The following is a 22,379-nucleotide window of genomic DNA, read 5'->3' as shown; positions in this document are numbered from 1 at the left end:
CGGAGGAAGAAGTCGTAGACGTGCTCGCCGAGGGCGTCCGGCAGCAGCTCCGACTGCTCCATCTCCGTGAGCGCCTCGCCCAGGTTCTGGGGCAGCTCGGCGTAGCCGGCGGCCTTCCGCTCGGAGTCCGAGAGCGTCCAGATGTTGTCCTCGGCGGCAGGCGGGAGCTCGTAACCCTTCTCCACGCCCTTCAGCCCCGCGGCGAGTATCACCGAGTACGCGAGGTACGGGTTGCACGCCGAGTCCAGCGTGCGGATCTCCACCCGGCGCGACGACGCCTTGCCCGGCGAGTACATCGGCACCCTGACCAGCGCCGACCGGTTCGCCCTCCCCCACGACACCGTCGTCGGAGCCTCCCCGCCCCTGATCAGGCGCTTGTAGGAGTTGACCCACTGGTTGGTGACCGCCGAGATCTCGCGCGCGTGGTGCAGGAGCCCCGCGACGAACGCCTTGCCGGTCTCCGAGAGCTCGTACGGGTCCTCCGGACTGTAGAAGGCGTTCTGATCACCCTCGAACAGCGAGACGTGGGTGTGCATGCCCGAGCCGGGCTGGCCGGTGAAGGGCTTCGGCATGAACGTCGCGCGCACGCCCTGCGTGAGGGCGACCTCCTTGACGACGTACCGGAAGGTCATGACGTTGTCGGCCATCGTGAGCGCGTCGGCGTAGCGCAGGTCGATCTCCTGCTGGCCGGGCGCGCCCTCGTGGTGGCTGAACTCCACCGAGATGCCCATCGCCTCGAGCGCCTCGATGGCATGCCTGCGGAAGTGGGTCGCGGTGGCGTGGCTGGCCTGGTCGAAGTAGCCGCCGTTGTCCGCGGGCTCCGGCTCCCTGCCGTCCTCGGGGAGGTTGGCGAGCAGGAAGAACTCGATCTCCGGGTGGACGTAGCACGTGAAGCCGGCCTCCCCCGCCTTCGAGAGCTGCCTGCGCAGCACGTGCCGGGGGTCGGCCCACGACGGGGAGCCGTCGGGCATCGCGATGTCGCAGAACATCCGTGCCGAGTAGTGCCCGCCCTCCGGCGTCTCCCAGGGCAGCACCTGGAACGTCGACGGATCGGGCTTGGCGACCATGTCCGACTCGTAGACCCGCGCGAAGCCTTCGATGGCGGAGCCGTCGAACCCGATCCCCTCGCTGAAGGCTCCCTCCAGCTCGGCGGGCGCCACGGCGACCGACTTCAGAAAACCGAGCACGTCGGTGAACCAGAGCCGCACGAACCGGATGTCGCGTTCCTCCAGCGTGCGCAGCACGAACTCCTGCTGGCGATCCATGCCGCGACCCTAAACGCGGCTTGTTAACTCAATGTTTCGGGGTTGCGCGCTCGTTCGGGCGAATCCGCAACGACATCACGGCGGCGAACGCGCACAGCCCGCCAGCGACGTACCACGCAAGGTCGTAGGAGCCGAGGTGGTCGCGGGTGACTCCGGCGCCGAACGCCGCGAAGGCGGCTCCCACCTGGTGCGACGCGAACACCCACCCGAACACGATGGGACCCGACAGCCCGAAACGTTCCCGGCACAACGCGACCGTCGGCGGCACCGTGGCCACCCAGTCCAGGCCGTAGAAGACGATGAACGCCCACATCGGCGGCTCGGTGGTCGGCGCGAAGAGCTGCGGCAGCACGATCAGCGACGCGCCCCGGAGCGTGTAGTAGGCGCCGAGCAGCCAGCGCGGGTCGACGCGGTCGGTCAGCCAGCCCGAGGCGATCGTGCCCGCGACGTCGAACAGCCCCACCAGCGCCAGCAGTCCGGCCGCCGTGGTGTGGGGCATCCCGTGGTCGTGGGCCGCCGGCACGAAATGGGTGCCGATCAGGCCGTTGGTCGAGGCGCCACAGATCGCGAACCCACCGGCGAGCAGCCAGAACGTCGGCGTGCGGGCGGCGTCGCGCAGCACGGTGAGCGCACGGACCGCACTGCCCTTCGCCGGCGGGGGCGGCTCCTCCTCGGCCGCGCCCCCGTACGGCGTCGTGCCGACGTCGCTGGGCCGGTCACGCAGCAGGAGCAGCACCACAGGCACGACGGCGAGCGCCGCACCGGCCACGGTCAGCGACGCGGGCCGCCAGCCGTGGTCGGTCGCCAGCGCGGCGATCAGCGGCAGGAAGATGAGCTGCCCCGCCGCGCCCGCCGCCGTGAGCACCCCGCTCACGAGACCGCGGTGCCGCACGAACCACCTGCTCGTGACGGTCGCGACGAAGGCCAGCGCCATCGCGCCGGTACCCGTGCCCACCAGCACTCCCCAGCACAACAGGAGCTGCCAGCTCGCCGTCATGAAGACCGTGAGCCCGCTGCCCGCCGCCACGAGCACCAGCGCACCGGCGACGACGCGGCGCATGCCGAGCCGCTCCATCAGCGCGGCGGCGAACGGGGAGATGAAGCCGTAGAGCAGGAGGTTGATCGACACGGCCGCCGAGATCGTCCCCCTCGACCAGCCGAACTCCTGGTGCAGCGGGTCGATTAGCACGCTCGGGGCCGCGCGGAAACCCGCCGCGCCGATGAGGGCGACGAACGCGGCCACGGCGACGAGCCAGGCCCAGTGGATGCGGTGACGACGTGGGGAGCGCAGCGGAGCGGCACGGACTTCGGTCACGGGCAACAGCCTGAACAATCGAGGTGATCGAAACGAGTGGCAGGAATGCCAATATGTGCAAGAATCCTGCCATGCACCGGGTCGTCGTACTCGCCATCTCCGAAGCCGTCGGCTACGACATGCAGATCCCGCCCGCGATCTTCAAAGCCGCCCGGCGGGACGGCCGGCCGCTCTACGACGTGCGGATCTGCGGGGTCGACGACCAGCCGGTGCGCGTCAGCGCCGGGTTCAGCGCCGTGCTCGAACATGGGCCCGAGGCGCTCGACGACGCTGACACCGTGATCATCCCCGGCACGCATGTCGAGGGCCCACGCCGCCTCGGCACGCTGCCCGACGACATCGCCGCCGCGCTGGACCGCGTGCCCGCGCACGCACGGATCATGTCGATCTGCACCGGCGCGTTCGTGCTGGGTGCGGCCGGCCTGCTCGACGGGCGCCCCGCCACCACGCACTGGGCCCACGCCGCCGACTTCCGGGCCCTCTACCCGAGGGTCCGTCTCGACGAGAACGTGCTGTTCGTCGACGACGGCGACGTGCTGAGCTCGGCAGGGCTGGCCGCGGGCGCCGACCTGTGCCTGCACGTCATCCGCGCCGATCATGGCAGCGAGGTGGCCAACTTCGCCGCCCGCTACTGCGTGGTGCCGCCGTGGCGGGACGGCGGGCAGTCGCAGTTCATCGACCGGCCGCTGGTCGAGCCCGGGGTCGGTAGTACCGCGCCGACCAGGGCGTGGGCGCTGGAACGGCTCGGCGAACCCCTCGACCTCGCGACGCTCGCCGCCCACGCCAGCATGAGCCTGCGGACGTTCAGCAGGCGCTTCCGGGAGGAGACCGGCCTGCCTCCGCACACGTGGCTGACCCGGCAGCGAGTGCTCCACGCGCGGCACCTGCTCGAGACGACGGACCTGCCGGTCGACCGGGTCGCCGCCGAATCGGGTCTCGGCAGCGCGGCGTCGCTTCGCCAGCACCTGAATGCGGCGATCGGGGTGTCGCCGCTGGCGTACCGGAAGACGTTCTCCCAGCGAGCGGGAGGTGTGAGCGAAAGGGTCGAAACGCACCGCTAACGTAGGTCGCATGGTGTCCCGACGGATCCTGCTCGCCGTCCTCGCGCTCGGGCTGCTCACCGGCTGCACGTCACCGGACACCAGCGGCCCGCTGCCCGACGGGGCCACGCTCGTTGACGACTCGGCGAAGGCACTGCGTGACCTCGAGAGCGTGCGGTTCGACTTCCGCGTGAGCGGCGCGATCCCGGGGCTGTCCATCCGGGCCGTCGACGGTGTGGCGCAGCGCTCGGACGGGCGTTACGGCTACGCGCGCGGTGACGCCGACGTGCAGCGGCACACCGATCGCGCGCAGTACGAGTACCTGCTCGCCGGCGACCGGCTGCGGCTGACCGACCGCGACGGCGACCAGGTCGAGCAGGCCGTGCCCGAGCAGTTCGTGCCGGCCCGGATCCTCGACCCGAAGCACGGCCTCTATCAGCTGCTCACCCACGCGACGGCACTGAAGACAGAGACCAGCGAGGAGCTCGACGACGTGACCGCGTACCGGGTCAACGGCGAGCTGCCGCGAAAGGTCGTCTCACAGCTCGTGCCGGGCATCCAGGCCGACGTCGACGTGAAGTTCTGGGTCAGCGAGCAGCCGAACCGCAACCTGCTCCGGCTCTGGATCCAGGTGCCGCCTCGGCAGAAGAACGAGGGCTCCGTGATGCTCGAACTCGCGCTCTCCGACCACAACCGGCCCGTCGGCAGCATGCAGGACGACTAGGCCTGGCCAGCCAGCTAGCAGCGAGCGCCCTCGTCGGGGAGCGTGCCGTCGACGAGGTAGTCCACACCGATGTCGTCCACGCAGGAGATTCCCTGCAGGAAGACCGTGTGCTGGTTGCCCTCGTACGTGAGCAAAGCTCCCTTCATCGCCTTCGCCAGGTTGACACCGGCCTGGTACGGGGTCGCCGGGTCGTTGGTCGTGGAGATGACGAGTGCGGGCGGTACGCCCTCGACGTTCGGCAAGTGGGGCTCCGAGGTGTTGGGCACCGGCCAGAACGTGCATGCGTCGCGACCCGATGACGCGGGCGTTCCCGGGTCGAGGAACGGCGCGACCTGGGCATAGCGCTCCTGCGCCTCACGGATCTTGTTCTTGTCGGTGACCCTCGGGTCGTCGACGCAGCGGACGGCGACGAACGCGTCCTGCGTGGTCGAGTACTCGCCGTTCGCGCTCCGCTCGTTGTACATGTCGGCGAGGCCCATGAGCGTGCTGCCCCGGCCCTGCTTCAGCTCGCCGAGCCCGGTGTTGAGGTGCTCCCACAACTGTTCGGTGTACAGCGCCTGGATGGTGCCCGTGGTGGCGTCCTCGTACGAGAGGCCACGCCCGTCGCCGACCTGCACCGGGTTGTCGATCAGCGGGCGGGTGAGGTCCTGGTACGCCTTGGTCGCGCTCGCGGGGTCGTTGCCGAGCGCACAGTCCTGCCGCTGCGCACACCAGTTGGCGAACTCGCCGAACGCCTTGCCGAAACCTTCGCCCTGCGCGACCAGCGACTCCACGAGGTCCTGCTCCGGGTCCAGCGCACCGTCGAGCACGAGCGCCCGCACGTTCTTGGGGAACGCCTCGGCGTAGGTGTAGCCGATGCGCGTGCCGTAGGAGTAGCCGAGGTAGCTGAGCTTCTCGTCCCCGAGCACCGAGCGCAGCACGTCGAGGTCCTTCACGACGTCGCGCGTGCCCAGGTGGGCCAGCATCTCCTTGCCGTGCTCGGTGCGCTGGGCGCACCGCTGCGCGAACTCCCGCTCCTGCTGCTCCATCTCGGCGACGCCCTGCGGCGTGCCGTCGAGCTCGGAGTCGTCACCGCGGTCCGCGTCGCGCTCTTCGCCGGTGAGGCACTTCACGGCGGGCTCGCTCGCACCGATTCCGCGCGGGTCGAAGCCGACGATGTCAAAGCGCTCGCCCAGCTCCTGGCCCGCGACGCCGGGGGCGATCGAGGCCGCGGCGGTCATCCCGGACGCACCCGGCCCCCCAGGGTTGAGCACCAGCGACCCGATGCGGTCGTCGCCACTGGCCCGCTGGCGCAGCACGCCGAGGCTGATCGTGGTGCCCCCGGGGTCGGAGTAGTCGAGCGGCACGGTCAGCCGCGCGCACTCGAGGCCGTCACCCTGAAACGCGGAGCGGGCGCTGTCCGATGTCGCGTAGGGCGCGCAGTCGCCCCAGTCCAGCGACTGGCCGTAGAACCGGTCGAGTCCTGCGGGCACCGGACCGGTCGGGCCGGTCGGCTCCGTCCTCGGCTCCGAGTCCGACGAGCAGGCCACCAACCCGGTCAAGGCGAGTAGACAGGCGGCCAGGGACAGGTAGCGTTTCTGCGCGGGCACATGTCGATCGTGCCATTGGCACAGGAACTGGACGGCACCAGCACTGCGTTGGGCGTGGCAGAGACTCGAGATGGGAGACCACGGGTGGCGTTGATGAGCCGGGTGGGCAAACGGCTGCGCAGGATCATCCAGCGCCCTGGCAGCGTGGAGCTCACACGCTACGAGGCGCTGCTCCCCGCGATCGAGAAGCGGGAGCCGAAGCTGGAGGACCTCTCCGACGTGCAGCTCACCGAGGCCGCCGCCGCCCTGCGGGACGTGGAGTCCTTCGGCAACGAGCAGCTGGTCGAGCTGTGCGCGCTCGGCAGGGAGGCGGCCCGCCGGGGGCTGAGCGAGCGCGCGTTCGACGTGCAGCTGCTCGGCACGATGGGCCTGCTGTCCGGCCACGTGGTGCAGATGGCGACCGGTGAGGGCAAGACGCTGGCAGGCGCGCTGGCTGCCGCCGGGTACGCACTGCAGGGCAAGCGGGTGCACGTCATCTCGGTGAACGACTACCTCGCCCGCCGCGACGCGGAGTGGATGCGGCCGGTCTACGAGCTGCTGGGCGTGCGGGTCGGCTGGGTCGAGCCGTCGCTCACCGCCGGGGAGCGGCGCGAGGCCTACTCGGCCGAGGTCTGCTACGGCGCGGTGAGCGAGATCGGGTTCGACGTGCTGCGCGACCGGCTGATCACGCGCGAGGAGGATCGCGCGCAGGCGTCGCCGGACGTGGCCATCGTCGACGAGGCCGACTCGGTGCTCGTGGACGAGGCGCGCGTACCCCTGGTGATGGCGGGTTCGGTGGACGCGGGCATCGCCGACGAGGAGGTCGCCAACATCGTCCGGCGCCTGCGTCCCGGACTGCACTACGAGACCGATGCGGATGGCCGCAACGTGTGGCTCACGTCGGCGGGCGCGTCGGTGGTGGAGAAGTCGCTCGGCGGGGTGGACCTGTACGACGAGGAGGGCTCCGACCGGCTCGCGTCGGTGAACGTCGCGCTGCACGCGCACGCACTCCTCACCCGCGACGTCGATTACCTGGTGCGTGACGGGAAGGTGCAGCTCATCAACGCCTCGCGGGGCCGGATCGCCGAGCTGCAGCGGTGGCCGGACGGGCTGCAGGCGGCCGTGGAGGCGAAGGAGCAGCTGGCGCCATCGGACCACGGCGAGATCCTGGACTCGATCACCGTGCAGGCCCTGCTGGCGGGATATCCGCAGGTGGCCGGCATGACGGGCACGGCGGTGGCGGTGGCCGAGCAGCTGCGTGAGTTCTACAAGCTCGAGGTGGCCGTGATCCCGCCGAACACGCCGAACGTGCGGGAGGACTCGCCGGACCGGATCTTCGCGTCGCCGGGGAAGAAACTGCGGGCGATCGTCGAGGAGATCCGCACCGTGCACGAGAGCGGGCGGCCGATCCTCGTCGGTACCCAGGACGTCGCGGAGTCGGAGGAGCTGGCGGAGAAGCTCGCGAAGGCTGGCCTGCCGTGCGTGGTGCTGAACGCGCGCAACGACGCCGAGGAAGCGGCGATCATCGCGGAGGCCGGCACGTACGACCGGATCACGGTGTCGACGCAGATGGCAGGCCGGGGCACCGACATCCGCCTCGGCGGCGCCGACGGCGCCGATCGGGAGCGGGTGGCCGAGCTGGGTGGCCTGCACGTGATCGGCACGGCGCGGTACCCGAGCAGCAGACTTGACGACCAGCTGCGCGGACGGGCGGGGCGGCAGGGCGACCCTGGCAGCTCGGTGTTCTTCGCGAGCCTCAACGACGAGCTGGTGCTGGCGAACGCACCCGACGTGCCGGAGGGCATCGAGGCCGACGACGATACCGGGGAGATCACGGACCCGGCCGCGCACCGGCAGATCAACCACGCGCAGCGGGTGGCCGAGGGCGTCGACCTGGAGATCCACCGCAACACGTGGCGCTACACGCGGCTGATCGAGCACCAGCGGGCCGAGCTGCTGAAGTGGCGGGACGAGATCTTGGGCACCGAGGCCGCCCGGGAGCTGCTGGAGGCGGCGGAGACGGACCGGTTCAAGGAGCTGGCCGAGAGCCTGGACGAGGACGTGCTCACGCGGGTCTGCCGGGAGGTGGTGCTGTACCACCTCGACCAGCTGTGGGCGGACCACCTCGCGTTCCTGACCGACGTGCGCGAGACGATCCACCTGCGGGCGATGGCCAGGGAGACGCCTCTGGACGAGTTCCACCGAGCGGCGATCCCCGAGTTCCACAAGATCCGAGGCGAGGCCGAGAAGCGGTCGGCGAAGACGCTGGTGGAGGCCGAGATCGCCGAGGACGGCGTCGACCTCGCGGCGGCGGGCGTGCGCAGGCCGAACTCCACGTGGACCTACCTGGTGCAGGACAACCCGTTCGACTCCGACGCCGAGCAGGCGTTGAAGAAGGTGCGCGGGCTGCTGCGAAAGAAGCGCAGCTGAGTCCGGATCGGTTCGGGGAGCAAGGGAGCTTTGCTCTCGTTTTACGGGAGTAAAGCTCCCTTGCTCCCCTTTTCGTGGGGCTCCTGGGGCGGGTGGGACACCCGGGTGCGCGCCGGCACATGAGCATCGGCGCGGCCGTGCTGGAGAATGGGGGCATGCCGCAACTGCGCATCGCACTCGCCCAGGTGAACCCGACCGTCGGCGACCTGACCGGTAACTCCGAACTGATCGTCGACTGGGCGCGCAAGGCCGCGGAGGCCGGCGCGCACGTCACCGTCTTCCCCGAGATGTCCGTCACCGGCTACCCGGTTGAGGACCTCGCGCTGCGCAAGGCGTTCGCGCAGGCGTCCCGCGCCCAGGTCGAAACGCTCGCCCGCTCGCTGGCCGACGCGGGCTGCGGCGAGATGCTGACCTACGTCGGCTACCTCGACCAGGACGACGAGGGTCCGCGCAACGCGGCGGCCGCACTGCTCGGCGGCGAGATCGTGGCGAGCCAGTTCAAGCACCACCTGCCCAACTACGGCGTCTTCGATGAGCGCCGCAACTTCAAGCCCGGCCACACGCTCGATGTGGTCCGGCTGCACGGCCTCGACATCGGCATGGTGATCTGCGAGGACCTCTGGCAGGACGGCGGACCTGTATCCGCGCTCGGCCAGGCGGGCGTGGACCTGATCGTGTCGCCGAACGCCTCGCCGTACGAGAAGTCGAAGGACGACGTGCGCCTGCCGTTGGTCGCCGGGCGCGCACGCGAGGCCGGTGCACCGGTCGTCTACACCAACCAGGTCGGTGGTCAGGACGACCTCGTCTTCGACGGTGACTCCATCGTCGTCGCCGCGGACGGGCAACTGCTCGCCCGCGCACCACAGTTCGTGGAGTACCTGCAGGTGCTGGACCTCGACCTCCCCGCGGGCGGCCATTCCGCCGAGGGTGAGTTCGCCGGGCTGCGCGTCAGCCGGCGGGTGCTGAGCGCCGAGCCGCTGCCCGCCTACGAGCCGCTGCCGGAGCCAACGATCAGCGAGCCGCTGCCGGAAGAGGCCGAGGTGTGGTCGGCGCTGGTGATCGGCCTGCGTGACTACGTCCGCAAGAACGGCTTCCGCTCGGTGATGTTCGGCTTCTCGGGAGGCATCGACTCGGCCGTCACGGCCGCGCTTGCCGTCGACGCGCTCGGGCCGGACGCGGTGTACGGGGTGTCGATGCCGTCGGAGTACTCGTCGGAGCACTCCCGGTCGGACGCCGCGGAGCTGGCGCGCAGGCTCGGCTGCCATTTCCGGACCGAGCCGGTCGCGGACATGGTGAAGGTGTACGTGGACCAGCTCTCGCTGGCCGGTACAGGCCTCGCCGAGGAGAACATCCAGGCCCGGACACGGGGCATGCTGCTCATGGCGCTGTCCAACCTGGAGGGTCACCTGGTGCTGGCCACCGGGAACAAGACCGAGCTCGCCGTGGGCTACTCGACGATCTACGGCGACGCGGTCGGAGGCTTCGCACCGATCAAGGACGTGTTCAAAACGCACGTCTGGGCGCTCGCGCGCTGGCGCAACGCCGATGCCGAGAAGCGCGGTGAGACGCCGCCGATCCCGGAGAACTCGATCAACAAGCCGCCGTCGGCGGAGCTTCGGCCAGGTCAGCTCGACACGGACTCGCTGCCCGACTACCCGCTGCTCGACGACATTCTCGACGACTACGTTGAGGGCGACCGCGGGTTCAAGGACCTGCTCGCCGCGGGTTTCGACGCCGAGGTGGTCGACCGGGTGGTGCGCATGGTCGACAGGGCCGAGTACAAGCGCAGGCAGTACCCGCCGGGCACGAAGATCACCTTCAAGGCTTTCGGCCGGGACCGGAGGTTGCCGATGACGAACGCCTGGCGCGAGACCCACTGAGGCCGAAACGGGAGTAAAGCTCCCTCGCTCCGGGAAAACGGGAGCAAAGCTCCCTCGCTCCCCGAAAACGGGAGGAAAGCTCCCTTGCTCCCTCAGGGGCGGGCGATTCTGTCGGACCGGGGGCGTAGCGTGCGGATCGTGGCGACACGGGGGTTCGCGGTGTACGAGACGGCGATCGGGCACTGCGGCATCGCGTGGGACGAGCAGGCCGTCATCGGCAGTCAGCTGCCCGAGGGCGGCGAGGGGCCGACCCGTGCCCGCATCGCGCGACGGTTCCCCGGCGCCGTCGAGCAGGAGCCGCCCGCGCACGTCCGGCGGGCCATCGACGCGGTGAGGGCACTGCTGCGCGGCGAGGACCCACCCGAGCTCACCCGCGTGCCGCTCGACTTCAGCCGCGTGCCGCCCTTCCACGCGCGCGTCTACGAGGTCGCGCTCGGCATCCCCGTGGGGCGGACCATGACCTACGGCGAGATCGCGACCCGGCTCGGCGATCCCGGTTCCGCCCGCGCGGTGGGCCAGGCACTCGGCAGCAACCCGTTCGCGCCCATCGTGCCGTGCCACCGGATCCTCGCGGCCGGCGGCAAGAAGGGCGGCTTCTCCGCGCACGGCGGCACGAGAACGAAGCTACGGATCCTCGAGATCGAGGGCGTTCACGTCGAAGAGCCCACGTTGTTCGACCTGTAGCGCCACGGCTTCAGAAACGGCGTCTCCGGCCAGCCCTCGGCCGCGGCCATGAGGGGGAACGCGGTGGCCCCGTCGATCGACTCCCGCAGGATGTCGGCGTGGCCCGCGTGGCGCGCCGTCTCCTCGATCACCCGCAACAGCACCCAGCGCACCGACCACGCCCCCACGTCGTGGGGAAACCACGGCACGCCCTCCGGCACGGGCACGGGCCTGCCGAGGTCGTCGATCCCGGCGACGATCTCCTCGGTCTCCGTGGCCACGAGCTCGTACTCGGTGATGATGTCGGCGAGTGTCTCCCCCTGCGCCATCCGGAAGTCGGCGCCGTCGTCGGGCGCGCGGCCGAGCACGGTGCCCAGCCAGCCCCGCTCCGTCGCCGCCACGTGCTTGATCAACCCGCCGACGCTCAACGCGCTGACGGTAGGCGTCGCCCTCGCCTGCTCGTCGGTGAGGCCGTAAGCCGCGAGACACAGCACGTAGCGCTGCTGCGCGAGGTACCCGAGGAGCGCCTCGCGCTCATCGGCGACCGGACCGACCAACCCGGGCATGCCGCCTCCTCCCCGTCCGCACGACGCTCACCCGCGCGAATCCTCCCATCGCGTCCGCACGTGCCGCCCCGTGGTGAGCAGGTACGTTCCACCACACACCAGCACCGCGGCCCCGCCGAGCAGCTGCACGCGCATCACCAGGCCGGCGAACTGCCCGGACGCCGCCAGGCTCAGTGCCACGAGCGCAAGCCACGCCGCCGACTCCACCGCCACGATGATCGACGGCACGATCCGCCAGCGCCCCTCCCACCAGAGCAGCAACGTCACCGGGCCGAGCACGTAGACCACGCTCAGCAGCACCGAGATCACGAAGTTGAGCTGGTGGGACACCGAGTGCGCGGACTGCCGGCACACCGCGTCGATCGACGCCGCGCAGTCGAGGGGGAAGGCGGAACGCAGGATCAGCAGCACGCCGAAGGCCCCAACGGCCACGATCGTCGACCGTGCCCGCCACTGCACCGGCGCCAGGCGGGCGAGCGGCGGGCAGGCCAGGAGGAAGGCGATTCCCGCCGTCAGCTCCAACGCGCGGAACAGCTTCCGGTACGGCTGGCCCCGCGCGCTGAGATCGTTGGGCGCGGTGTGCAGCGGGGAGAGCCCGGTGTCCAGGAAGAACTCGGCCAGCCAGCCCAGCTGCGCGGCGGTACCGATGCCGACCAGTCCGACTCCCACCACGCGAACCGCGGCGAGAGTGTGAATCCGGTTCAAGGTCGGCAGCATGGCGATGTACTTATCACGCTGGGCGATCGAACGGGAACCCAAATGGGTTCACCGGCCTGCCTCCCTCCGGTGTGTGAAGCTGGTCGCACGGACTTGGACGGGACCCCTCGCGGTGCCACGCTCGTGTCATCAGCGATCCACGACCCGGGGACCTCGGACGAGGCCTCGAGGGAAGGACGGTCGACAACGATGTCCATGCCTGACAACGCGGGCGAAGTCTCCGCACCCTACGGTTCCGGCCCCTCGGCGCAGGCCACTCCGCCGCGCAAGAAGGTCCGCATCCACCACCTCCGTGAGCTGAAGGAACGCGGCGAGCCGTGGCCCATGCTCACCGCCTACGACATGTACACGGCCGAGCTGTTCGACGAGGCGGGTATTCCGGTGCTGCTCGTCGGCGACTCCGCCGCCAACAACGTGTTCGGCTACGACACCTCGCTCCCGGTGACGGTCGACGAGCTGCTGCCGCTGGTCCGCGCGGTGACCCGCTCGGTCAAGCGGGCGCTCGTGGTGGCCGACCTGCCGTTCGGCTCCTACCAGCTCTCCCCTGAGCAGGCGCTGGAGACGTCCGTGCGGTTCATGAAGGAGGGCCGCGCGCACGCGGTGAAGCTCGAGGGCGGCCGCCGGTTCGCCGCCCATGTCGAGGCGCTGACCTCGGCAGGCATCCCCGTCATGGGGCACATCGGGTTCACGCCGCAGAGCGAGCACAACCTCGGCGGCTACCGGGTGCAGGGCCGCGGCTCCGCGGCCGACGACCTGCTCGCCGACGCGCTGGCGCTGCAGGAGGCGGGTGCCTTCTCGGTCGTGATGGAGATGGTGCCCGCCGAGGCCGCCAAGCGCGTGACCCACGAGCTGAAGATCCCGACCATCGGCATCGGGGCGGGCCCTGACTGCGACGCGCAGGTTCTGGTGTGGCAGGACATGGCGGGCCTGCGCCGGGGCAAGGCGCCGAGGTTCGTCAAGCGGTACGCCGACGTCGCCGGGGTGCTCTCCGGGGCGGCGCAAGCGTTTGCCGACGAGGTCCGGCGCGGCGAGTTCCCCGCCCCGGAGCACGCCTTCCACTGAAGCGGGTGTTATGAACGTCGCCGAAGACGTTCACGGCGGAAGGCGTTGGGCCACATGGACGAGCTGTACCCGGCACTCTCGCCGCACACCTCGGGAATGCTCGACGTCGGTGACGGCAACTCCCTGTACTGGGAGGTCAGCGGCAACCCTGCCGGAAAGCCCGCCGTGGTGCTCCACGGCGGGCCCGGCAGCGGGAGCGCACCACTGAGCCGTCGCCACTTCGACCCGGCGGCGTACCGGATCGTGCTGTTCGACCAGCGCGGCGCGGGACGCAGCACGCCGCACGTCAGCGATCCCGAGGCCGACCTTTCCGTCAACACCACCTGGCACCTCGTCTCGGATCTGGAGAAGCTGCGCGACCACCTCGGCATCGAGCGCTGGCTGGTGTTCGGCGGCTCGTGGGGCGCCACGCTCGCGCTGGCCTACGCCGAGACCCACCCCGAGCGCGTCAGCGAACTGGTGCTGCGTGGTGTGTTCACCGCACGGCGCAGCGAGCTCGACTGGATCTACAACGGCGGCGCGGCGAACCTCTTCCCCGAGGAGTGGGCCGACTATCTCGCGCCGGTGCCCGCGGACCAGCGCGGCGACCTGGTCGGCGCGTACCGGCGGCTGCTCGACGATCCCGACCGGGCCGTCGCCGGGCGGGCGGCGGTGGCGTGGAGCGCGTGGGAAGGCGCGATCGTCTCGGTGGTGCCGCAGCAGAGCTACCGCACGGGCTACAGCGCGCCCTCGTTCGCGGTGCCGTTCGCGCGCATGGCGCTGCACTACTTCACCAACGACGCGTGGCTCGAGGACGGGCAGCTCATCCGCGACGCGGGCAAGCTGGCCGGTATCCCCGGCGTGCTGGTGCAGGGCCGCTATGACGCGGTGTGCCCGCCGACCACGGCGTACGAGCTGCACCGCGCGTGGCCCGATTCGGAGCTGGTGCTGCTCGAAGGCGCCGGGCACGCCATCACCGATCCCGGGATGCTCGCCGCACTGCGCCGGGCGCTGGACTCCTTCGCCCGAACCTGATCACACCTGCAGCGCGAGCCACAGCTCCGCCCGCACGCCTGGCGAGCCGAGGTCGCGGCCGCTCAGCTCGGCGACCTTCGCCATGCGGTTGCGCAGTGTGTGCCGGTGCACGCCAAGCCGGGCCGCGGCCGCGTCCCAGTGCCCGTTGTGCTCCAGCCAGCAGCGCAGCGACTCCAGCAGCTCACTCCGGCCCGTCGCGTCGTGCTCGCGCAACGGACCCAGCAGCTCACGCGCGAACGCCCGGGCCGCGGCCGGATCGATGAGCGCGAGCAACCCTTCCGCGGCGTGGTCTGCGGAGCGCACCGACGACCTGCCCGCCGACCGCGCCGCCTCGGCGGCCTGCTCGGCCTGCCGCCGAGCCAGCTCGACGTCCACTGTCGACGATGAGACTCCGGCGTGCAGCCCGGCGATCCGCTCCGGCAGCTCCAGTACCGCGGGCTCCTCCCCCAGCACCACCACGGTGTCGCCGTGCTCGGCGAAGAACGCGCGCTCGTGCTCGCTCTCCAGGATCTCCAGTGCCGCGGCCCTCGCCCGCGCCGTGCCGACGAGCACCACCACGGGCCCCGGCAGGGCGGGCGCCTCACCGAACACCGTGCGCGCGGTGCCGAGCGCCAGCTCCGTGCTGCCGTCGAGCAACAACCGCAGCAACCCGGCGCGCAGACCCCGGAACATCGCGCCCCGCGCCCGGTCCCGCTCCTGCGCGAGCGACAGCAGCGCCGTCGCCGTGGTGACGATGTGCTGGCCCGCCGCGTCGAGGCGAGCGGGCCCACCCACCGCGAGAAAGCCTCGCGTGCGCGTGCCCAGTGCCTGGATCACCACCTCCTCGCCCGCCACGGTCGCCAGCCGGGAACCGGTGCGCACGCGGTCCAGCTCGGCCCGCAGCGGCCGCGCGAACGACCGGGCCGACGCCGGTGCGGCTTCCCGCACCGAGCCGGCACCGTCGAGCAGCAGCACCCAGCCGTCGACGAGCTGCGCGAGCCTGCGCACCAGCGCACCGGGCCCACTGCGCCGCAGCGCGGTCCTGGTCAGCTCCTGCTGGCCGCGGCCCGTGCGCACGAGCGACTCGTACTGCTCGGCCGCCAGCGCCGCCGACACCGCCTTGGTGATCGCGATGAACGGCGTGGGCACGGGCACCTCCAGCAGCGGCAGCCCCGCCCGCTCGGCCGCCCCCACGAGCTCGGCGGGCACCTCGGCGTGGCTGAGCCCGACCCCGAAGCCGAGGCCGGTCACGTCCGCGCCCACGAGCCTCGCGACGTAGTCGCCTGCCTGCCCGGACCCGAAGGTCAGTCCCGTGGTGAGCAGCAGTTCGCCGCCGTCGAGGTACGGCGAAGGGTCGCCCAGCTCCGTCGGATGCACCCACGTGATCTCGCGGTCCAGCCCGGCCCGTCCTGCGAGCACGCGCAGGCCGAGCGGGCGCTGGGCCACGAGCGCACGCGGAGTGAGTGCCATAGTGGCCAATTCTAGGCGCGAAATTGGACAACCCGGCAGGCTGACGCGGCCAGGACCCGGACTCATCCTGGGGGCATGACCGCCACGACACACCGCCGCTTGCGCACCGAGATCCCCGGCCCCGCCTCGCGGGCACTGCAGGAACGCCGCGCGGCCGCCGTCGCGCACGGGGTCAGCTCGGTACTGCCGGTCTACGTCACCTCCGCCGACGGCGGCCTGCTCACCGACGCCGACGGCAACACCCTCATCGACCTCGGCTCCGGCATCGCGGTGACCAACGTCGGCCACGGCGTGCCCGCCGTGGTGGACCGGATCCGCGAGCAGGCGTCGGCCTTCACGCACACGTGCTTCATGGCCACGCCGTACGAGGGCTACATCGAGGTGTGCGAGGCCCTCGCTGAGCTGACGCCCGGCTCGCACGAGAAGCGTTCAGCGCTGTTCAGCACCGGCGCCGAGGCTGTGGAGAACACCGTGAAGATCGCGCGGGTCGCCACCGGCAGGCAGGCCGTCGTGGTGTTCGACCACGCCTACCACGGACGCACCAACCTGACGATGGCGCTGACGGCGAAATCGATGCCGTACAAACACGGCTTCGGCCCGTTCGCGCCCGAGGTCTACCGGGTGCACGGCTCCTACCCGTTCCGCGATGCGCCGGGACTCACCGGCGAGCAGGCCGCCGCTGCCGCCATCGACCGGATCGAGAAGCAACTCGGCGCCGATTCGGTGGCCGCCGTGGTGATCGAGCCGATCCAGGGCGAGGGCGGGTTCATCGCCCCCGCACCCGGGTTCCTGCCCGCGCTCTCGCGCTGGTGCACCGCGAACGGCGTCGTGTTCGTGGCCGACGAGGTACAGACCGGGTTCTGCCGCACCGGCGACTGGTTCGCATGCGACGACGAGGGCGTGGTGCCCGACCTGGTGGCGACAGCGAAGGGCATCGCGGGCGGGATGCCGCTCGCCGCCGTCACCGGCCGCGCCGAACTGCTCGACGCCGTGCACTACGGCGGTCTCGGCGGCACCTACGGCGGCAACCCGGTCGCCTGCGCGGCCGCGCTCGGCGCGATCGAGACGATGCGCACGCGGAACCTCGCCGCGGCGGCGCGCAAGATCGGCGACGCCGCGCTGCCCCGCCTGCGCGCGCTGGCCGCCGAGACCGGCGTGATCGGCGACGTCCGGGGCCGGGGCGCCATGCTCGCCGCCGAGTTCTGCAAGCCGGGCACCACCGAACCCGACCCGGAGGCGACCAAGCGGGTCGTCGCGGCGTGCCACGCCGAGGGCGTGGTGGTGCTGACCTGCGGCACGTACGGCAACGTGGTGCGCCTGCTGCCCCCGCTGACGCTGCCGGAAGAGCTGCTCGACGAGGGCCTGAGCGTGTTGGAGCGGGCCGTCCGCGAGGAGGCCGCCCGGTGACCGCGCCGTTCTGGGTCGCGGGCAAGCCGGTGAGCGGCGCCGAGACCGTCGTGATCCGCAGCCCCTACGACGGCGCGGAGGCAGGCCTCCACGCCGTACCGTCCACAGCGGACATCGAGAGGGCCGTGGCCGCCGCCGACGCCGTGCGGCACGAGGCCGCGGCGCTGCCCGCACACGTACGGGCCGGTGCACTGGACCACGTCTCGCGCGTGCTCGCGGAGCGAGCCGAGGAGTTCGCGGCCCTCATCACCGCGGAGTCGGGTAAGCCCCTCAAGTGGGCTCGCGCCGAGGCCGGGCGCGCGGCGTCGACGTTCCGCTGGGCGGCCGAAGAAGCGCGCCGCTTCTCGGGTGAGCTGCAACGGCTCGACACCGACCCCGGCGCGACCGGGCGGATCGCGCTCGTGCGCCGCGTGCCGAGGGGGCCGGTGCTCGGCATCACGCCGTTCAACTTCCCGCTGAACCTGGTGGCGCACAAGGTGGCACCCGCCCTCGCGGTCGGCGCGCCGATCGTGCTCAAGCCAGCGCCCGCGACGCCGCTCACCGCGCTGGCGCTCGGTGAGGTGCTCTCCGAGACCGACCTCCCCGAGGGCATGTGGTCGGTACTGCCCGTCGGCAACGACCAGTCGGCCGCGCTGGTGGCCGATCCCCGGCTGCCGGTGGTGTCGTTCACGGGCAGCGTGCCGGTGGGCTGGGGCATCCGCGACGCGGCACCCCGCAAGCACGTCACCCTGGAGCTGGGCGGCAACGCGGCGGTCATCGTCTGTCCCGATTGGACCGACCTCGGCTACGCGGCCGACCGCATCGCCACGTTCGCGATGTACCAGGCCGGTCAGTCGTGCGTGTCCGTGCAGCGCGTCTACGCACACCGTGATGTCGCCGAGCCGCTGACGGAGCGCGTGATCGAGAAGGTCCGCGCGCTCGGCACCGGCGACCCGCGCTCCGCGGGCACCGACGTGGGCCCGCTCATCAACACGGCCGCGGCGGAGCGCGTCGAGTCGTGGGTCTCGGGCGCGGTCGAGGCGGGTGCCCGCTGCCCCGTCGGCGGGCGACGCGACGGCGCCACCGTGGCGCCGACCGTGCTCACCGACGTGCCCGAGGACGCGCGGGTGATGGCCGACGAGGTGTTCGGCCCCGTCGTGGCGATCAACACCGTCGACTCCGTCGAGGAGGCGTTCCGGCACGTCAACGCGTCGCGATTCGGGCTCCAGGCCGGGGTGTTCACGCGCGACCTGCCCACCGCGTTCGCGGCGTCGGCACAGCTGGAGGTCGGCGGCGTCGTGATCGGCGACGTGCCGAGCTTCCGCGCCGACCAGATGCCCTACGGCGGGGTGAAGGACTCCGGCGTCGGCAGGGAGGGCCCCGCCGCCGCGATGGCCGACCTCACCGAGGAGCGGATCACCGTGCTGACCGGAGTGCCGCTGTGAGTTCGCGGTGGGCGTCCACGAGCGACGGCCCGTACCAGGTGAGATAACGGCCCGACACCAGCACGTACGGCACGCCCGGGAACGCCTCGGGGCCGTCGCCCGCGGTGAACTCGTACGGCTCGTCGGGCAGCACGAGCAGATCGGCGTCACCCGCGTCGAACCAGCCGCGCAGCTCGTCGAGCTTCGGGCGCGGGTAGCGGTCGGTGTGGTCGCCGTAGACGGTCGCGACACCGAGGCGATGCAGCACGTCGCCGCCGAAGGTGTCGCGGCCGAGCACCACCCACGGCTTGCGCCACACGGGGACCACGGCGCGCGCTCGTAGCGGCGCGGTCTCGCCCCACAACCCCTCGGACTCGGTCAGCCACCCCGGAGCATCCACGCCGAACCCCTGCGTGAGCAGCGTCCGCAGCGACGCGAGCGCGGCCGGGACGGTCGCGGGCGCCGCCATGACCCACACCGGCACGCCCTCGGCGCGCAGCCGTTCGACATCCTCGGGCCGGTTCTCCTCGGAGTTGGCGAGCACCAGGTCCGGCCGCAGGTCCAACACGCGATCGACCTTCGGGTACTTCGACCCGCCGACGCGCGGCACGGCCAGCTCCGGCGGGTGCGTGCAGTAGTCGGTGGCTCCGGCGAGCACGCCGGGCACCGCGGCCTCGACCGCCTCCGTCAGCGCGGGCACGAGCGACACCACGCGGCCCGGCGTTGCGCGCAGGGGGACGTCGGCTCCGAGGTCGTCCTTCATCGGCAGTACTCCAGCAACACGTCGGCGTGACAGGGCTCGGGCGCGCACCAGCAGCCCAGCGCGCGCCCGGAGAGCTCCCCGTCGCGCAGCCGCTGGATCAGTTCCGGCCTGCCCTTCAGCCACTCACGGTAGTGCCTGACCATCGCCTTCCTGTCGGTCCTGGCCTCCTTGACGAAGGGGTTGGCGAAGTCGGACTGCGGCCACGAGTGACGATTGCCGGAGTGTCCGATGTAGACGATCAGGTCGTGGTCGACGAGCCACGGCACGAGATGCTTGTGTGGTCCGGACTTCCGCACGTTCACCGCGACGCTGCGCCCCGCGAGCACCTCGTCGCGCAGCTTCTCCTCCGCCTCCGTCCACTCGTCACGCGCGCTCAAAGGACACCTTCCGCTTCTCGACGTCCACCGAGGTCAGCCGCACCGCGATCCGGCCGCTGTCCGGGAAGCCGGTGCCGCTGCACTTGCCCAGCACGGGCGGGTTCTCCAGGAACACCTCCGCCTTGTTCTCCTCCGCCCGCAGCACCACCGCGTCGAACGTGCGCCCGACGTGCTCGGCGAGGATCCACGCCTCCACCTGGTCGAGGCAGGCCCGCTCGACCCTGGCCGCGCGGTTGTCCGAGGCGTTCATCAACTCGGGCAGCTCCCCCAGTGCCTCGCGGACCCACTCCGGCACGGGCCTGCCGTGGGTGACGGCGAGGCAGACCTCCGTCGCGAACCGGTCGACCAGCCGCCGGATCGGCGCCGTCACGTGGGCGTAGGGGCCGCCGATCCCGGCGTGGGCCGCGGCCGAAGGCCTGCCGCCGTCGAACGAGGTGTACCCGGCGCCGCGCAGCAGCCGCGTGGTGCCCGCGTAGAGCGCGAGCGACGCCGGGTTGCGGGGATCGAGCCCCGCCAGCAGCTCGGAGACGGTCGCGTCCCGCGGCCAGTCGATGCCCAGCGCGTGAGCGGAACGGCGCAGCCAGTTGACCGTCTCGGCGTCGGCCTCGGGCAGCGTACGCAACACCCCCACCCCGGCCTCGAGCATGATCGACGCCGCGACCATGCCGGTGAGCAGGGAGATCTCGGCATTCCACGCCTCGACGTCCGGACGCGGACGGCGGGTGAGGATCCACCCGCCGTCCGGTCCGGCGACGATCTCCTGCTCGGGCAGTTGCAGCTCGACCGCGCCCCGGTGCACGGCCAGCTCACGACGAAGCCTGCCGAGCACGGGCAACGCCGCGATCGAGGGATGCGCGGTGCCCGCGGCGAGCGCGGCGGCCACCGTCTCGTAGTCGAACCGCTCCGTCGAGCGCACGAGCGCGCGGCGGACATGCACGGACACGGGCTCGCCGCCGGCATCGGTGTCGATCGTCCACAGCACCGAGGGCCGCACCATGCCGGGCAGGAGACTCGCGGCGCCCTCGCTCAGCTCGGGCGGGTGCAGCGGGACGTTGCCGTCGGGCAGGTACAGCGTCTGCCCGCGCCTGCGAGCCTCGCGGTCGACGGGCCCGCCCGGCGGCACGAACGCGGCGATGTCGGCGATGGCGTACTGCACCCGGAAACCGCCCCTAGCCAGCGGTTCGATGAGCACAGCCTGGTCGAGATCCTTCGAACCGGGCGGGTCGACGGTCACGAACGGCAGGTCCGTCGCATCCTCCCTGGACCCGTTCCCCGTGGGGTCGCCGGCGACGGACTCGGCCTCGGCCAGCACGTCCGCGGGGAAGTATTCCGGCAGCTCGAACTCGGCGCGCAGCGAGGCGAAGTCGCCGGCGCCCGGCGTGTGGACCGCGAGAGCCACCCTTGAACCCTAACGCCGTCCCGCCGTGGACATGACCTGATCGGGTCCGCACCTCGCGGGTGTACCTTGCCACCCAGCTAATGAAAACCGGTCTCACTTTCAGGAGTTGCTCGTGAAGGTCGCCTTCGTCGGCAAGGGCGGCAGTGGCAAGACCACGCTGGCCTCGCTGTTCACCTCCTCCCTCGCCGATGCCGGGCTCCCCGTGCTGGCCATCGACGCGGACATCAACCAGCACCTCGCCGTGGCGCTCGGCGCGAGCCAGGAGCAGGCCGACGCGCTGCCGACCCTCGGCGACAACCTGCCGATGATCAAGGAGTACCTGCGCGGCGACAACCCCCGGATCGCGAGCGCGGACGCGATGATCAAGACGACGCCGCCGGGGCGCGGGTCGCGGCTGATGACGCCGAGGGAGCACAACCCGATCACCGACGCCTGCTTCCGCGACGTGGCCGGCGTGCGGCTGGCCGTCACCGGCCGGTTCGCCGAGGACGACCTTGGTGTCGCCTGCTACCACTCGAAGACCGGCGCGGCGGAGCTCCTGCTCAACCACCTCGTCGACGGCCAGGGCGAATACGTGGTGGTGGACATGACCGCGGGCGCCGACGCGTTCGCCTCGGGTCTCTTCACGCGCTTCGACGTGACCTTTCTCGTGTGCGAGCCGACCGTGCGCAGCGTCGGCGTCTACAGGCAGTACACGGAGTACGCGCGGGACTTCGGCGTCCGGCTCGCCGTGGTGGGCAACAAGGTGACCGACGAGGACGACGTGGACTTCCTGCGCGAGTCGGTGGGCGCCGATCTGCTCGGCTGGGTCGGCACGTCGAAGCACGTGCGCGCCGCCGAGCGCGGGCAGGCGCGGCCGATCGGCGAGCTGGAGCCGCACAACCTCGGCACCCTGCGCACCATGCTGTCCACAGTGGATGCGACCGAGCGCGACTGGGAGAGGTACCAGGCGCAGGCGGTGGAGTTCCACCTGCGCAACGCGCGTTCGTGGGCGGGTGCGGACCTGGCCGACCAGGTGGACCCCGATTTCGTCCCGGGCCCCCTGGCGACAGTGGACTGACCCGCGCGAGTCGTGCGCTCCTGCACGCGAGTCGTGCGCTCCTGCACGCGAGTCGTGCACTCCCGCACGCGAGTCGTGCGCTCCCGCACGCGAGTCGTGCACTCCCGCACGCGAGTCGTGCACTCCCGCACGCGAGTCGTGCACTCCCGCACGCGAGTCGTGCACTCCCGCACGCGAGTCGTGCACTCCCGCACGCGAGTCGTGCACTCCCGCACGCGAGTCGTGCGTTCGGGGCGCGCGGCGCGGCGGCCCGAGTGCACGACTCGCGATCCGGAGT

At 71.5% G+C, this 22,379-nt stretch carries 19 protein-coding genes (1 of these 19 running past the window's edge); 10 read left to right on the top strand and 9 right to left on the bottom strand.

From position 1 onward, the window contains the following. Positions 1 to 1,265: the 5' portion of a type I glutamate--ammonia ligase gene (gene glnA, locus BA062_RS07085; protein WP_110335250.1), read on the bottom strand. It extends 79 nt beyond the left edge of the window; the window shows 1,265 of its 1,344 coding nt (coding positions 1-1,265); it begins with the start codon at positions 1,263 to 1,265; its stop codon lies beyond the left edge, outside the window. A gap of 28 nt (positions 1,266 to 1,293) precedes the next feature. Further along, positions 1,294 to 2,580, bottom strand: coding sequence for an MFS transporter (locus BA062_RS07080; RefSeq protein ID WP_245959706.1), 1,287 nt, complete (start codon positions 2,578 to 2,580; stop codon positions 1,294 to 1,296). A 71-nt stretch (positions 2,581 to 2,651) separates the two neighbouring features. On the opposite strand from BA062_RS07080, the gene BA062_RS07075 reads away from it, so the two are divergent. Next, positions 2,652 to 3,641: a GlxA family transcriptional regulator gene (locus BA062_RS07075; protein ID WP_110335249.1), complete on the top strand. Its 990-nt coding sequence runs from the start codon at positions 2,652 to 2,654 to the stop codon at positions 3,639 to 3,641. Positions 3,642 to 3,651: 10 nt separating this feature from the next. Continuing rightward, positions 3,652 to 4,344 (top strand): LppX_LprAFG lipoprotein, encoded by a 693-nt coding sequence (locus tag BA062_RS07070; RefSeq protein ID WP_110335248.1) that lies wholly within the window; start codon positions 3,652 to 3,654, stop codon positions 4,342 to 4,344. A gap of 14 nt (positions 4,345 to 4,358) precedes the next feature. Here BA062_RS07070 and BA062_RS07065 read toward each other — a convergent pair whose 3' ends face one another. Next, entirely contained in the window at positions 4,359 to 5,933 is a 1,575-nt protein-coding gene (locus BA062_RS07065; protein ID WP_110335247.1) for an alpha/beta hydrolase, read from the bottom strand. An 84-nt stretch (positions 5,934 to 6,017) separates the two neighbouring features. On the opposite strand from BA062_RS07065, the gene secA2 reads away from it, so the two are divergent. From secA2 to BA062_RS07050, 3 genes are all read left to right on the top strand, one after another. After that, positions 6,018 to 8,342, top strand: coding sequence for an accessory Sec system translocase SecA2 (gene secA2, locus BA062_RS07060; RefSeq protein ID WP_110335246.1), 2,325 nt, complete (start codon positions 6,018 to 6,020; stop codon positions 8,340 to 8,342). 155 nt (positions 8,343 to 8,497) lie between these two features. Further along, a complete protein-coding gene (locus BA062_RS07055) occupies positions 8,498 to 10,222 on the top strand; it encodes an NAD+ synthase (RefSeq protein WP_110335281.1) in 1,725 nt (574 codons plus the stop codon). 138 nt (positions 10,223 to 10,360) lie between these two features. Then, a complete protein-coding gene (locus tag BA062_RS07050; protein ID WP_210406785.1) occupies positions 10,361 to 10,906 on the top strand; it encodes a methylated-DNA--[protein]-cysteine S-methyltransferase in 546 nt (181 codons plus the stop codon). Here BA062_RS07050 and BA062_RS07045 read toward each other — a convergent pair. Together BA062_RS07045 and BA062_RS07040 are read right to left on the bottom strand one after the other, a co-directional pair. Next, a complete protein-coding gene (locus tag BA062_RS07045) occupies positions 10,873 to 11,451 on the bottom strand; it encodes a DinB family protein (RefSeq protein ID WP_110335245.1) in 579 nt (192 codons plus the stop codon). The two genes, BA062_RS07050 and BA062_RS07045, sit on opposite strands and share 34 nt — an antisense overlap. Before the next feature lie 27 nt (positions 11,452 to 11,478). After that, positions 11,479 to 12,120 carry a DUF998 domain-containing protein gene (locus tag BA062_RS07040; RefSeq protein ID WP_245959705.1) on the bottom strand — a complete coding sequence of 214 codons (642 nt, stop codon included), beginning with the start codon at positions 12,118 to 12,120 and terminating at the stop codon, positions 11,479 to 11,481. Between the two features lie 237 nt (positions 12,121 to 12,357). Between BA062_RS07040 and panB the strand changes: the two genes are divergently transcribed. Both panB and pip read left to right on the top strand, forming a co-directional pair. Beyond that, complete coding sequence (gene panB / locus BA062_RS07035; RefSeq protein WP_110335244.1) at positions 12,358 to 13,230, top strand: 3-methyl-2-oxobutanoate hydroxymethyltransferase; 873 nt, start codon at positions 12,358 to 12,360, stop codon at positions 13,228 to 13,230. 54 nt (positions 13,231 to 13,284) lie between these two features. After that, positions 13,285 to 14,244, top strand: coding sequence for a prolyl aminopeptidase (pip, locus tag BA062_RS07030; RefSeq protein ID WP_110335243.1), 960 nt, complete (start codon positions 13,285 to 13,287; stop codon positions 14,242 to 14,244). On the opposite strand, the gene BA062_RS07025 is transcribed toward pip, so the two are convergent. Continuing rightward, on the bottom strand, positions 14,245 to 15,693 hold the full coding sequence (locus BA062_RS07025) for a PucR family transcriptional regulator (RefSeq protein ID WP_110335242.1): 1,449 nt from the start codon (positions 15,691 to 15,693) through the stop codon (positions 14,245 to 14,247). Positions 15,694 to 15,768: 75 nt separating this feature from the next. On the opposite strand from BA062_RS07025, the gene gabT reads away from it, so the two are divergent. After that, positions 15,769 to 17,100, top strand: coding sequence for a 4-aminobutyrate--2-oxoglutarate transaminase (gene gabT, locus BA062_RS07020; protein ID WP_110335241.1), 1,332 nt, complete (start codon positions 15,769 to 15,771; stop codon positions 17,098 to 17,100). Continuing rightward, positions 17,097 to 18,524 carry an aldehyde dehydrogenase family protein gene (locus BA062_RS07015; RefSeq protein ID WP_110335240.1) on the top strand — a complete coding sequence of 476 codons (1,428 nt, stop codon included), beginning with the start codon at positions 17,097 to 17,099 and terminating at the stop codon, positions 18,522 to 18,524. Before gabT ends, BA062_RS07015 begins: the two co-directional genes overlap by 4 nt. Here BA062_RS07015 and BA062_RS07010 read toward each other — a convergent pair. The 3 genes from BA062_RS07010 to BA062_RS07000 are packed head-to-tail and all read right to left on the bottom strand — an operon-like array spanning position 18,496 to position 21,042. Continuing rightward, on the bottom strand, positions 18,496 to 19,266 hold the full coding sequence (locus BA062_RS07010) for a helical backbone metal receptor (RefSeq protein WP_110335239.1): 771 nt from the start codon (positions 19,264 to 19,266) through the stop codon (positions 18,496 to 18,498). The genes BA062_RS07015 and BA062_RS07010 overlap by 29 nt on opposite strands. Next, the gene (locus BA062_RS07005; protein WP_110335238.1) at positions 19,263 to 19,643 is read right to left on the bottom strand and encodes a DUF4326 domain-containing protein; all 381 of its coding nucleotides are present in this window, start codon (positions 19,641 to 19,643) and stop codon (positions 19,263 to 19,265) included. The genes BA062_RS07010 and BA062_RS07005 overlap by 4 nt, the downstream gene beginning before the upstream one ends. Beyond that, the gene (locus tag BA062_RS07000) at positions 19,630 to 21,042 is read right to left on the bottom strand and encodes an RNB domain-containing ribonuclease (protein WP_110335237.1); all 1,413 of its coding nucleotides are present in this window, start codon (positions 21,040 to 21,042) and stop codon (positions 19,630 to 19,632) included. Before BA062_RS07000 ends, BA062_RS07005 begins: the two co-directional genes overlap by 14 nt. A 112-nt stretch (positions 21,043 to 21,154) precedes the next feature. Here BA062_RS07000 and BA062_RS06995 point away from each other — a divergent pair, with 112 nt between their 5' ends. Beyond that, a complete protein-coding gene (locus BA062_RS06995; RefSeq protein WP_110335236.1) occupies positions 21,155 to 22,102 on the top strand; it encodes an ATP-binding protein in 948 nt (315 codons plus the stop codon). Positions 22,103 to 22,379: the final 277 nt, after the last annotated feature.

The sequence above is a fragment of the Prauserella flavalba genome (assembly GCF_003202235.1).
GTDB lineage: Bacteria > Actinomycetota > Actinomycetes > Mycobacteriales > Pseudonocardiaceae > Prauserella_A > Prauserella_A flavalba.
This window is presented reverse-complemented; position numbering and strand designations above follow the sequence as displayed.